The organism is Microbacterium murale (assembly GCF_030815955.1).
Taxonomy (GTDB): domain Bacteria; phylum Actinomycetota; class Actinomycetes; order Actinomycetales; family Microbacteriaceae; genus Microbacterium; species Microbacterium murale_A.
Genome location: NZ_JAUSXK010000001.1, coordinates 1,932,128 through 1,944,379, shown reverse-complemented (window position 1 = coordinate 1,944,379; position 12,252 = coordinate 1,932,128). Strand labels below are relative to the sequence as shown.

At 67.1% G+C, this 12,252-nt stretch carries 13 protein-coding genes; 6 read left to right on the top strand and 7 right to left on the bottom strand.

What is annotated here, in order from left to right; genetic code table 11:
• The 6 genes from QFZ46_RS09585 to QFZ46_RS09560 are packed head-to-tail and all read right to left on the bottom strand — an operon-like array spanning position 1 to position 5,115.
• Positions 1–798, bottom strand: a complete 798-nt coding sequence (locus QFZ46_RS09585; protein WP_307360774.1) for an endonuclease/exonuclease/phosphatase family protein — start codon at positions 796–798, stop codon at positions 1–3.
• On the bottom strand, positions 795–1,454 hold the full coding sequence (locus QFZ46_RS09580; RefSeq protein WP_307360772.1) for a histidine phosphatase family protein: 660 nt from the start codon (positions 1,452–1,454) through the stop codon (positions 795–797). Before QFZ46_RS09580 ends, QFZ46_RS09585 begins: the two co-directional genes overlap by 4 nt.
• Positions 1,451–2,275 carry an ABC transporter ATP-binding protein gene (locus tag QFZ46_RS09575; protein ID WP_307360768.1) on the bottom strand — a complete coding sequence of 275 codons (825 nt, stop codon included), beginning with the start codon at positions 2,273–2,275 and terminating at the stop codon, positions 1,451–1,453. Before QFZ46_RS09575 ends, QFZ46_RS09580 begins: the two co-directional genes overlap by 4 nt.
• On the bottom strand, positions 2,268–3,308 hold the full coding sequence (locus QFZ46_RS09570; protein WP_307360765.1) for an ABC transporter ATP-binding protein: 1,041 nt from the start codon (positions 3,306–3,308) through the stop codon (positions 2,268–2,270). The genes QFZ46_RS09575 and QFZ46_RS09570 overlap by 8 nt, the downstream gene beginning before the upstream one ends.
• Complete coding sequence (locus QFZ46_RS09565; RefSeq protein WP_307360762.1) at positions 3,308–4,195, bottom strand: ABC transporter permease; 888 nt, start codon at positions 4,193–4,195, stop codon at positions 3,308–3,310. The genes QFZ46_RS09570 and QFZ46_RS09565 overlap by 1 nt, the downstream gene beginning before the upstream one ends.
• On the bottom strand, positions 4,192–5,115 hold the full coding sequence (locus QFZ46_RS09560; RefSeq protein WP_307360759.1) for an ABC transporter permease: 924 nt from the start codon (positions 5,113–5,115) through the stop codon (positions 4,192–4,194). Before QFZ46_RS09560 ends, QFZ46_RS09565 begins: the two co-directional genes overlap by 4 nt.
• A gap of 274 nt (positions 5,116–5,389) precedes the next feature.
• On the opposite strand from QFZ46_RS09560, the gene QFZ46_RS09555 reads away from it, so the two are divergent.
• From QFZ46_RS09555 to QFZ46_RS09540, 4 genes are read left to right on the top strand one after another with little or no spacing between them, the layout of a single operon-like run.
• Positions 5,390–6,355: a DUF6772 family protein gene (locus QFZ46_RS09555; RefSeq protein WP_307360757.1), complete on the top strand. Its 966-nt coding sequence runs from the start codon at positions 5,390–5,392 to the stop codon at positions 6,353–6,355.
• Positions 6,352–6,699 carry a hypothetical protein gene (locus QFZ46_RS09550; RefSeq protein WP_307360755.1) on the top strand — a complete coding sequence of 116 codons (348 nt, stop codon included), beginning with the start codon at positions 6,352–6,354 and terminating at the stop codon, positions 6,697–6,699. The genes QFZ46_RS09555 and QFZ46_RS09550 overlap by 4 nt, the downstream gene beginning before the upstream one ends.
• Positions 6,700–6,712: 13 nt before the next feature.
• On the top strand, positions 6,713–7,567 hold the full coding sequence (locus QFZ46_RS09545; protein ID WP_307360753.1) for a LacI family DNA-binding transcriptional regulator: 855 nt from the start codon (positions 6,713–6,715) through the stop codon (positions 7,565–7,567).
• Positions 7,494–7,778, top strand: coding sequence for a substrate-binding domain-containing protein (locus QFZ46_RS09540; RefSeq protein WP_307360751.1), 285 nt, complete (start codon positions 7,494–7,496; stop codon positions 7,776–7,778). The genes QFZ46_RS09545 and QFZ46_RS09540 overlap by 74 nt, the downstream gene beginning before the upstream one ends.
• Positions 7,779–7,817: 39 nt before the next feature.
• Here QFZ46_RS09540 and QFZ46_RS09535 read toward each other — a convergent pair whose 3' ends face one another.
• Positions 7,818–9,485: a serine hydrolase gene (locus QFZ46_RS09535; protein WP_307360747.1), complete on the bottom strand. Its 1,668-nt coding sequence runs from the start codon at positions 9,483–9,485 to the stop codon at positions 7,818–7,820.
• A 181-nt stretch (positions 9,486–9,666) separates the two neighbouring features.
• On the opposite strand from QFZ46_RS09535, the gene QFZ46_RS09530 reads away from it, so the two are divergent.
• The gene (locus QFZ46_RS09530; protein ID WP_307360744.1) at positions 9,667–10,647 is read left to right on the top strand and encodes a hypothetical protein; all 981 of its coding nucleotides are present in this window, start codon (positions 9,667–9,669) and stop codon (positions 10,645–10,647) included.
• A gap of 67 nt (positions 10,648–10,714) precedes the next feature.
• Positions 10,715–12,238 (top strand): ATP-dependent DNA ligase, encoded by a 1,524-nt coding sequence (locus tag QFZ46_RS09525; protein WP_307360741.1) that lies wholly within the window; start codon positions 10,715–10,717, stop codon positions 12,236–12,238.
• Positions 12,239–12,252 lie beyond the last annotated feature (14 nt).

Sequence of the window (12,252 nt, the reverse complement as noted above, 5' to 3'; positions counted from 1 at the left end):
TCACCCGAGCTCGGACTGGCCGGGCAGGGTGAACGCTGATGCGACCGGATGGTGATCGCTGGGCGATATCCCCCGGTCGAAGAACTCCACGACCTCGGCGCTGCGCGGGCGCACTGGTCCTCGGAAGAAGATGTAGTCGATGGTCTTGTGCGGGCTCGCGATGGGCGACTTCGGCGTGCCGACGGTCTCGCGGAACGGATTGGGAACGACGGGATGCGTCGGTGGCGCCTGCCTGTTCAGTGCACTGAACGAGTCGAGGTAGCCGGCGTTGCCGATCACCCAGATGGCCGTCGCGATCGCGTTCGTGTCTGACGCGAAGAAGACCGGTTCGTCGTCCTTGCCGAGCCGCGCGAGCTCTTCCACGACGCGATGCGCCTGGGGCGTGCGCTGGTTGATCCCGGTCTCGACCTCGACCGGGTTGCCGGAATAGGAGAGGTGCGCGGTCGTCCAGAGGATCGTTCGATCTCCTCCTTCGACGCGCAGCCGCACCCAGAACAGGCGGGCGTTCGCATCGTGGATGCCGACATCCTCAGCGCCGTGCTCGACCTCGCTGAAGAGCTCGCGGTTCCACCACAGGTTGCTCTGCTTCTCCCATCCGGGGAAGTCATCGTGCACGCGGTCGTGACCGGGCATCGCGGCATCCAGCAGGTCACGCGACCAGGCTCGCGTCTCCTGCGTGGCGAGCAGGTCGGGGGCGCGGAGCTCGTAGAGGGCACGCATCGCGGTCTCCCGCTCGGCGGCGTGATGATCGCCCCACAGGTTGTGGCTCTGTGCGATGAAGGTGAGCGGTGCGGTCACGAGATCTCCCTCGGGTCCGCCGGGCGGGCCGGCGCGATGTCATGGTTGTAGCGCACGACCTCTCTGCGCGCGCCCTGCAAACGGAACGTCGTGACGGAGCAGTTGTCCGGCGCGCCGAGGGGCATGTGGCCCGGGGATGGGATGCCGAGCATGTGTGCTGCCGCGAGCCGGATCGGGTTGCCGCTCGTGAAGACCACGGCGACTCGATCGCCATCCCGCTTCTCGAGCTCGGCTGCGACTTCTTCGATCGCCTTGACGACCCGCTCCCGGGTCTCGCCGAACGTCTCGCCCCCTCCGCGTCGAAGGTCGTCACCGGCGGCGACTGCGGCCACGAGTTCGGGATGCTGCTGCTCGGCCTCCTCGAGCGTCATACCTGCCCAGTCCCCCACGCTCATCTCCCGCAGCGAAGGGTCATGGCTGATGCTCGCCCCGATGCGCTCGACATAGCGCGCGGCAGTGTCCTTCACCCGTGGCAGATCGCTCGATACGACGAGGTCGGGTGCCGGCACCTGCAGCGCGAAGAGCTCTGCGAACTGAGCGGCCTGGGCTCGGCCGTCCGCAGTGAGGCCAGAATCCTGCTGGCCCTGGTACCGCCCTTCGACATTCCACAGCGACTCGCCGTGGCGCACCAGGTGCAGCGTGATGGTCCGGCTCACGATGTCTCCTCGAGCCATGGCCTCACGACCGGGATCGCGGAGAACAGCGCCTTCGTGTACGGATGCTGCGGATGCTCGAACAGCTGCCGCGCTGTGCCCTCCTCGACGACGACGCCCTTGTTGAGCACCAGCACGCGATCGCAGATGTGCTCGATGACCGACAGGTCGTGCGAGATGAAGAGATAGGAGAGACCGAGGTCGGCCTGCAGGTCCTCGAGCAGATTGAGCACCTGCGCCTGCACCGAGACGTCGAGCGCGCTGACCGCCTCGTCGCAGATGATGATCTTCGGCCGCAGCGCGAGTGTGCGCGCGATGCCGATGCGCTGACGCTGACCGCCCGAGAACTGGTGCGGATATCGGTCGGAGTAGTCGGGGTTGAGCCCGACGCGCTCCATGAGCTCCTTCGCCTCGGCCGTCCAGCGATCGCGCGGCACGATGCCGGCATGAACGCGCCACCCCTCGGCGATGATGTCGCGCACTGTCAGCCGGGGGTTCAGTGACGCATAAGGATCCTGGAAGATCATCTGCATGTCGCGGCGCATGTCCTTCATCTGCCGCAACGAGAGCTTCGTGATGTCATGGCCTTCAAAGCGGATGACGCCATCCGCTGCCGGCACGAGCCCGATCACTGTGCGCGCGATCGTCGACTTGCCCGAACCGGACTCGCCGACCAGCCCAACGGTCTCACCGGCACGCAGCTCGAAGTTCACGTCGGAGACGGCGACGTTCTCGCCGGTCTTTCGCAGCAGGATCGAGGAGCGGATCGGATACGACACCTTGAGATGCTCGACGCTCAACAGCGGATTCGACTGGTCAGTCATGGGTGAGCACCTCCTCGGTCCGGTGGCAGGCCGCAAGATGGCCGGCGCTCCAGCCCTCCGGCTGACGCAGAACCGGAGACGTCGTGCGGCACAGCTCGGTCGCGAACGGGCAGCGCGGGTGGAAGGAGCATCCGCTCGGCAGGGCGAGCAGATTCGGAGGCGACCCGACGACCGGAGTCAGCCGCTCACCCAGCGAGGTGTTGCTCGGTATCGAATCCAGCAGGCCTCGGGTGTACGGGTGCGCGGGGTGGTCGTAGACCTGCCGGATGCCGCCGGTCTCGATGATCCGGCCCGCGTACATGATCGCGGCGCGATCGGCCACTTCGGCGACGACGCCGAGGTCGTGGCTGATGAGGATCATGCCCATGCCTGACTCGGCCTGCAGGTCGGCCAGAAGGTTCATGACCTGCTGCTGCACCGTCACATCGAGCGCGGTCGTCGGCTCGTCGCCGATGAGCAGCTTGGGCTCGAGGGCGATCGCCATCGCGATCATGATTCTCTGGCGCTGCCCGCCGGAGAACTGGTGCGGGTAGTCGCGGATGCGCGTCTCGGCATCGGGGATGCCGACGCGCTTGAGCAGCGCGAGCGACTTCGCCCAGGCTTCCTGCTTGGGGGTGCCACGGCGTCGTCGGAACAGCTCTGCGATCTGCCAGCCGACCCGGTAGACCGGGTTGAGCGAGCTGAGCGGGTCCTGGAAGATCATCGCGATCTCGGTGGCGCAGAGCTCCCGCACCTTCGAGACGGGTTCCGCGGCGAGGTCGCGGCCGCCGTAGAGGATGCGGCCGCCGACGATGGAGCCTGCGGGCTGGGGAAGCAGCGCCATGATCGCCTGCGCGGTGACCGATTTGCCCGAACCCGACTCGCCCAGGACCGCGACGGTCTCACCCGATCCGACGTCGAAGCTCACGCCGTCGAGCGCACGGACGACGCCGGCCGAGGTGGAGAACTCGACCTTGAGGTCCTGCACGCTCAGGAGCGGCTCACCCGCTCGGGCGCTGGGGGTTCTGGCCTCGGGGGCGTGGGAGATCGTCATCAGGCGCTCCGCAACTTCGGGTCGAATCGGTCGCGCAAGGCGTCGCCGAGCACTCCAGTGGCGAGGACGAGAGCGGCGAGCGCGATGCCGGGCAGGGTCGAGATCCACCAGGCGGTGCTGAGGTACGCGGTGCCGTTGCTGATGGTCGTTCCGAGACTCGGGATACCGAGCGGTACGCCGACGCCGAGGAACGAGAGCGCCGCCTCGAGCAGCACGACGTGCCCGAACTCGACCGTGGCGACGACGAGGATCGGAGCGACGCAGCCGGGAAGCAGCGTGCGGACGATGATGTGCCAGTTGCTCGCCCCAAGGGTGCGGGCGGCCTCGACGTATTCGCGGCTGCGCAGCGTGAGGACCTGGCTACGGGTGACACGTGCGAAGACGACCCAGTTCGTGATCGAGATGACGACGATGACGTTCCACAGGCTCGGGCCGAGCACCGACGCCAGGAGGATCGCGAGGAGGATCGATGGGAACGCGAGCTGCACATCGGCTATGCGCATGAGCACGTTGTCGAGCCAGCCGCCGAAATGTCCGGCGAGCAGCCCTGTGAGCACTCCGAACACGCCGGCGAACAGCAGCGAGCAGAAGCCGACCGTGAGTGAGACGCGTGCGCCCATCATCATCTGGGCGAAGAGATCCTGCCCGACCTGGTCTGTGCCGAAGATCGCGAACGACCCGTCGGGGAGGGTCGAGCCCGGCGGCTTGAGGCGCAGCAGCACGTCGGTGTGCAGCGGGTCGAAGTGATAGAGGATCGGCACGACGATCGCACCGACGATGAACAGGCCGATGACGACGAGAGGGATCGTGATCCGGGCGGTGACCCCGCGGCGTGCTCGACGAGCGCGCTGCATGGTCTGCATGGCGATCGTGGGTGGGACGGTCATTTCGCGAGCCTCACTCTCGGGTCGAGGTAGCCGTAGAGCAGATCGACGAGCAGATTCACGATGACGAACGCCGCGGCGATGACCACGACACAGGCCTGGACGAGGTTGTAGTCGCGGGCGAGGATCGAGGAGACGAGGAGCTTGCCGACGCCGGGGAAGCTGAAGACCGTCTCGGTGATGACCGCACCGCCCAGCAGCGCCCCGAACTCGAGGCCGACGAGGGTGACGACCGGGATGAGGGCATTGCGTGCGGCGTGGGTGAGGATCACGATCCGCTCGGACAGGCCCTTCGAGCGGGCCGTCGTGATGTAGCCCTCGCCGACCACCTCGAGAAGTCCGCTGCGGGTCATACGGGTGAGGATCGCGATGAAGGGCAGTGCGACGGTCACGACGGGGAGCACGAGCGCATCCGGACTGCCAAGGCCGGCGCTCGGCAGCAGACCCAGCATCTGGGAGAAGACGAGCATGAGCACGACGCCGACCCAGAACCCAGGAAGCGACTGCGTGAGCAGGCTCGCAGTGGTGACGGCCCGGTCCGTGAAGCGGTTGACGCGGAGGGCGGCGAGAAGGCCCAGCGGAAAGCTGACGATGACGGCGAGCGTGCAGCCGAGGAACGCCAGCAGCGCCGTGTTCGGCAGCACCTCCCCGACGAGCTCCATGGCCGGTGCACCGTACGTGTAGGAGGTGCCGAAGTCACCCCGCACCGCGCCGGCGACGTAACCGAAGTACTGGACGAGGAGCGGCTGATCGAGGCCCATCCGTTCGCGGATCGTGGCGATCTGCTCAGGTGTCGCGTCGATGCCGGCGACGAGCACCGCGGGGTCCGACGGTACGAGCCGCACGATGATGAAGACGACGGTCACGACGCCCCAGAGCACGAAGACGGCGAGCAGCACCCGCCGGATCGTGTAACCGAGCATGTCCACCTCCGAGGGAGGTCACCGCAGACCTCCGAGTCCGGGTTCCGGGTTCAGCTTCGAGCCCAGAACATTATCGCTAATGAACCTTCCGCATCCCGGGAGGATTGTCAACCCCTCGTCTTCTTCCTTGATTTTCCGGGCCTAAAGCAGAAAAGGCACCGTCCGACCTTCGGAGGGAAATTGGGCTTTGACAGCCGAGGGCGATAACACTAATGTTGCCTCACATCGCCCCGACACCGATGCCGGGGCCCGACACAACGTCAAGGAGTCACAGGTGACTACCCCCGAAGTCGCGAGCACCGCAGCAAGCCTGCGTGACGCGATACGCAGCAGCGATCTGCGTCTGTCGAAGTTCAATCCGCTCTCGCGCATCCTGACCTTCGACGACTTCAACGAAGGCGCGCATGGATGGGTCGAGCTCGGCGGCAACTACAACGGCCGCGGCGACCTCGACTCGATGGATGAGCACTTCCGCGACTTCCGCCCGCCGATGCTGTCGAACCAGAACTTCTTCGACGTCGGCACCCACGGCGCCATGACGGGCACGTACTCGCTCAAGCTCGCGACCCGCAAGGCCGCCGGCCACACCTCCACCGCCATCCGCCGGCTCACCATGAGCGGAAGGGGCCTGCTGCAGATCGAGGCGTACATCGCGTGGAAGGGCGAAGCGAACCTCGGCGGCGGCGAAGAGGCCAACACGTACGGCGACATCAGCTGGGATGCCAACTCCCACCCCACCGAGGCGCAGTTCGGCGCCTTCACCGTCGCGACGGACCTCGACCACGACGGCATCCGGTACCACAACGTGATGCGCTTCCAGAATGCTGACGAGAACGGCAGGATCATTCAGAAGTGGATGTATCCGACGGTCGCCGAGCCGACCCCGCATGAGCGCTTCGAGGGCAAGCACGACTACGGCCGGTACACCGACTTCACCGCGCCCAATCCCGACGACTGGACCTACCTCAACGACGTGCGCCAGGAGGCCTGCTACAACGAGGTGCCGACGAAGGTCAACTGGCACTACCTGCGCTTCCTCATCGACACGACCACCCGCTCGAACGTCGAGCTGCAGTTCAACAACGACACCTACGACCTCAGCCATGTGCCGGTTCCGCCGTACGCCGAGAAGTACGAGTCGCTGGAGAGCCTGCTCAACTTCTACTTCTCGGTGCGCACCCTCGGCCCGCACCGCAACTTCCTCTTCCTCGATTCCGTCGTCATCTCGGCAGATTGGTGAGCACGAAAATGCGTGAGTCGCAGAGCGCCGTCATCGAGCGCGGCGTCGACCTGGTCGACGTCCACGACACAGAGCCCTTCGAAGTGGCCTGGGCGGGCGAGGCCCGTTGGTACATCCACTTCCTCCGCCCCGTCGAAGGCGGCTCCGCGGAGTTCCGCGTCCAGATCTCGCCGGACGGGCTGAACTGGATCGATCACGACGGCATCGACCCCCTGGTGACCGACGCGCAGGGCTTCCATTCTATTCCCGTCGATCGCTTCGGCCACTGGTTGAGACTGCGCAGTACGCGCCTGTCCGGGGCGGCGGAGCCCCTGCTGCGCATCTATCTTGAGTTGAAGGAGTGATCGGAGACCACTAATGCCCAGAACGACAGGAGCGCCTCGGCGACGAACGCTGCAGGACGTCGCCGAGGCGCTCGACCTCACGGTCAACACTGTCTCGCGCGCGCTCAGAGACCTGCCGGGAGTCAGTGACGAGACGCGCGCGCGGATCAAGGCCGAGGCCGAGCGCATCGGATACGTGCCGAACGCGAACGCCCGCTCTCTTGTTCTGGGTTCCCGCAGGACGATCGGCGTGATCATCACGGATCTCGCCAATCCGTTCTTCAACGACCTCGTCACCGAGATCGAGGAGCAGGCGATCCAGGAGGGGTACACGCTGCTGCTGCTGCTCTCGGATGAGGATCCGGACCGAGAGCAGTTCGCGGTCGACACCGCCCTGCGATCAGGAGTCGACGGCATCATCGCCGTCCCGGTCCAGGGACGATCGAACCCGTGGACCGCGGTGACGAAAGCGGGTATCCCGCTGGTCATCGTCGCGCGCGAGCTTCCCGACCTCGAGGCGGACTTCTACTCCAGCGACAACGAGACGGGTCGGCGCATGACGACAGCCGCCCTGATCGAACGCGGCGCACGCGACATCGTGCTCGTCGAGGAAGACCTGCAGATCTCCACCGTGGCTCATCGACTCGGCGGATTCCGCGACGCGCTCGAAGCCCACGGCATCCCGTTCGATTCCCGGAGGGACTGCACTCGTGCCCTCACGTCGCACGGCGCGCGGTGCCTCGCTCTGGCGCGGAGAGGATGCTCACCGGGTCGGAGTGGACCTCCTCGAAAGCGGTCGCGTCCCGGATGCGTTCATGGTGGGCAACGACTATTTCGCGCTCGGGATCTACGCGGCGCTGCGGGATCGGGGCATTCGCGTTCCGGATGACGTCATGGTCATCGGCTGGGGCGACTATCCGTTCTCCCGCTACATGGACCCGCCGCTGTCGACCGTCCGCCTGCCGGTGGTCGAGGTGGCCCGCCGCGCCACCCAGCGGCTGCTCTCGCTCCTGAACGGCACCGCCACGGAAGGTGTCGTCGCCGACTACATCGAGCCGGATGTGATGCTCCGCGCTTCCACGGGCGACGGTTCGCGCTGAGAGTGCCGGCGCATCCGACGAGTGGTGGTGGATCGAGCCTCAACCCACCCGGGTGAAGACGCCGAGCCCGTTCGGCTCCTGCCCAGGTGCCGGGAACTTGTTGAAGTACGTCAGGGTGACACCGGTGATCCGATCGCCATCGCGGACGAAGACTGCCGAGGACAGCGAACCGGGCAGAGCGTTCTCGCCGGTCGGTACGAACGACAGTGTGTCGCCGTCCCAGGCGTCGATCTCGAACGTATAGCCGCCCTCCGGGCCGAGCGCGCCGGTGAGGGTGCCGTTCTCCTCGGTCACGACGAAGCTGCCGAAGTACGGGCTCGTGTACGTGCCGACATAGTCGCCGGCCGCACCCATCGGCGCGGCGTCCGCGGGGGCCTCTTCGCCGACGAGGTCGCCCGCCGGGTCGGAGAAGTGCGCGAAGACGGTGGGCCAGATGTCCAGCCAGGGTCGCGTCTCCTCACCGAACTGAACGAGGTCGAGGAACTCCGAGACGATCGCCTCCGGAACTCCCGATGGCGCCCCGTTCGTGAGCACGACGATCCCGAGGTTCAGATCAGGGATCATCGTTGCGTTAGTCGCGGCACCCCACCCGAATGCGCCGGAGTGGTTGATGTTGACGCGTCCAGTCACCGTGGCACCGACGTTCGTGCCGAAGCCGTAGTGAGATGTACGCGAGACCAGGTTCGTCGCATCGCCGCCGGTGATCGAATGGGCGGAGTAGGTGTTCGCGAGCACGAGCGGGTCGATGAACTCCTCGCCGTCGACCTCGCCGTTCGCCAGCACCATGTTCATCCACTTCGCGATGTCGCCGGCAGTGGAGGCGACGCCGCCGGCAGGGGCTTCGGCATCGGCGTCACGGTCGAACAACTGCTCGTAGACGCCTTCTCCCGTACGCGCGTGCATCGCCGCGCGATCATCCGCGGCGAGGTAGTCGTCGTGGAGGGTGGTCGTCGACGTCATGCCGAGCGGGTCGAACAGCAGCTCGTGCGCGGTCTCGGCCCACGTCTGTCCACGCGATGCCGCGACCGCCTCGCCGCCCACCGTGAGTCCGAAGTTCGAGTACTGGTACGTGTCGCGGAACGAGGCCAGCGGAATCTGGTTCATGTGGGCCATGATGTACTCGGCATCGAAGCCGATGTCTTCGAGGTCATCGCCGCCGCCGGTCGGGATGCCGGTGCGGTGCGAGAAGAAGTCGGCGATCTTCGCGTGCTCCGTGACGTACGGATCGTTCAGCGCGAAGTCGGGAAGGTACTCGACGACCGGATCCTCCCACGACAGTTCGGCGTCCTCGGTGATCGCCTTGGCCACGATGCTCGAGGAGAGGGGCTTGGACAAGGACGCTATCTGGAACACGGTGTCGACGCCGACGGGCTCCTCCGTCGTCACGTCGCGCACGCCATACCCCTCCTCGAACACGACCTCACCGTTCGAGACGACGGCGACGGCGGCGCCGGGCACTCCGGTCTGATCGAGGGCCTTCTCGATGAACTCAGGAAGCGCATCGACGGCCGCGGCCACTGCCGCGTCACGGTCCGTGTACAGGTCGACGGCGTCCTGGCTGGGGTCTTCGCCGAGTGCGACGGCGAGCCCGCTCGAGGGCATCGGCTCTTCGGTCGCGCCCGCAGAGCACCCTGTGATCCCAGCTGCGAGTACCGCCACCGTCGAGACGGCGACAATACGTGCGATGCCCCTGTCGGTGCTGCTCATGCCGTTCATGTCGCTGCTTCCGTCGGCTGTCCTTTGGCGAGTCCATGGCTTCACTCCCCCAGAGACGAAGCCATGGACTCCGGGCCCCCACACGCTCAGTGTGCATGGACAGAAGCGGACAGAACAAGCTCCGCTTAAGGCCAAGGCCGCTAGAGGGCGTCCGGAAACGGCCAGGTGGGCCATGATGGTGTCTACACGCGCTCCGGAGGTGGACATGGAAGACAGGGCATTGCTCGAATTGATCTACCGCCGCCGCCCGAGGACGGTGGCGGAGCTCGCCGCCGCCGCGCACATGGATGACGGCGCGGTCGCCGACGCCGCCGCACGTCTCGCGCAGGGAGGTGCGCTCTCGATCCGTGACGGCGTCATCGCGTATGCGAAGCCGGCGATGTGGACGGCCGACCACGTCCAACGCGAAGTGCGTACGATGCTGCAGACGACGAGCGATGCGGCCTCGCGAATCGAGGCGCTCGTCTCAGACCTACCGGCTCTGCTTCGTCATTGGGCTGTTGGCGAAGCATCCGGTGATCTCGTTCCGGTCTTCGTGCGACACGGTCCGCAGGCGGCAGAGGACCTCTGGTACGACATCGCGCGAGAGGGGAGCGACACCGCCTGGTCGGTGCTTCCCGATCTCGGGCGCTATCTGCAGACCGACCCAGCACGCGCCAGCCGTTTCGCGGAGATGTTCGCCGGCAAGAGATCGGTGCGAGCCCTCCTCCCTCGTTCGATGGCGCAGGACGCCCGGTTCGTGGCGATCGCCGAGCGCTACGCGGCCGTCGGGGTGGAGTTCCGCCTTCTCGACGACCTTCCGAGCTGGTTCTGGATCGACGGCGACGTGCTCGCACTGCCCATCGAATGGGGCGAGGGATGGCCGACCAGCGTGGTCGGCGTCCGAAACGCCTCGCTCGCCGAGCTGGGCCGAAGCCTGTTCCGCGAGCTCTGGCGTCGCGGCGAGCCGATCGGCGGGGTGGAGCAGTCGTGGGCGCCGCTTCTCATGCTGATGAAGCAGGGCATCACGCTCGACGCGGCATCCCACAGACTCGGGATCAACCCGCGAACGGGCCGGCGACGCGTCGCGGCGGCGATGGAGCAATACGGGGTTTCGACGTTGTTCGCCTTGGGCGCGGCGTGGGCCGCGGACGGGAAGCCCACCGCGCGCTGAGCGACGGTTCGCCGCGGCTTTTCGCTGTCGACCCCCGAACGTCTCACCTCGGTGCGAGAATTCCGACATGAAGCTCTCCGAGCTCGCGGACACCGCGGAGGCGGTCGCAGCAACGTCGTCGCGGCTTGCGAAGACCGACGCGCTCGCCCGGCTGCTCGAACGCGCAGCGCCTGACGAGATCCCACCGCTGATCGGGCTGCTGCTCGCCGCTCCCCGCCAGGGGCGCTTGGGCGTCGGATGGCGCGGCCTCACCGCGCTCGAGGTCGAGCACGCCGACGAGCCGACCCTCGCCATCGCCGACGTCGATCATGCGCTCGACGCACTTGCCACGGCATCCGGGTCCGGCTCGGCCGCCGTCCGCACCGGACTGCTCACCGATCTCGCCTCCCGAGCCACCGCCGCGGAGTGGGATTTCCTCGCCCGTGCGATGCTCGGCGAGCTGCGCACCGGCGCGCTCGGCGGCGTGCTGCTCGACGCGATAGCCCGTGCGTCCGGCCGCCCGGTTGCCAACGTGCGCCGCGCCGCGATGCTCTCCGGCGACCTCGGCGAGACCGCGCTCGTCGCCCTGACCGGCAGCGCAGAGCAGCTCGAGGAGGTCGGCCTGCAGGTCGGGCGCCCGGTGCTGCCGATGCTCGCCGGCACCGCAGCGACGCCGACGGCCGCGCTCGAACTCACCGGCGAGGCATCCGTCGAGTACAAGCTCGACGGCGCGCGCATCCAGGTCCACCGCCACGGCGACGAGGTCGGCGTCTACACTCGCAGCCTCGCCGACATCACCCACCGCGTCCCCGAGATCGTCGAGATCGTGCGCGGTCTGCCCGCCACCGATCTCATTCTTGACGGAGAGACGCTTTCGCTCGATGAGGACGGCGGGCCGAGGCCGTTCCAGGAGACCATGTCGCGCTTCGGCGCCGATGTATCCCGCGAACTCGTCCTGCGGCCGTGGTTCTTCGACCTACTGCATGTCGATGGCCGCGACCTCATCGACGAACCGCTCGCCGTGCGTCTCGCCGAGCTCGAGAAGATCGCGGGCGAGTGGCGCATGCCTGGCATCGTCACGGCTGACGCGGATGCTGCGGAGCAGCTGTCGCGCGAAGCGCTCGCGGCCGGACATGAGGGCGTCGTCGTCAAGTCGACGGACTCGCCGTACGCCGCCGGACGGCGCGGCAAGTCCTGGGTGAAGGTCAAGCCCGTGCTCACCTATGATCTCGTCGTGCTCGCCGCGGAATGGGGATCAGGGCGCCGACGAGGCAAGCTCTCGAACCTGCACCTCGGCGCCCTCGACCCCGACGGCGAGTTCGGCGAGCCCGGCGGATTCGTCATGGTCGGCAAGACCTTCAAGGGACTCACCGACGAGCTGCTGCGATGGCAGACCGACACGTTCCCGGAATACGAGACGCAGCGCAGTCCATACGCCGTGTTCCTGCGCCCGGAGCTCGTCGTCGAGATCGCGATCGACGGCGTGCAACGCTCACCCCGCTACCCCGGAGCCATCGCCCTGCGCTTCGCCCGCGTCAAGGGCTACCGCCCGGACAAGACCGCGGCGGAGGCGGACAGCATCCAGACCCTGCGCGCGCTGCTGCGCGGTTGACGGACGACGCCGGC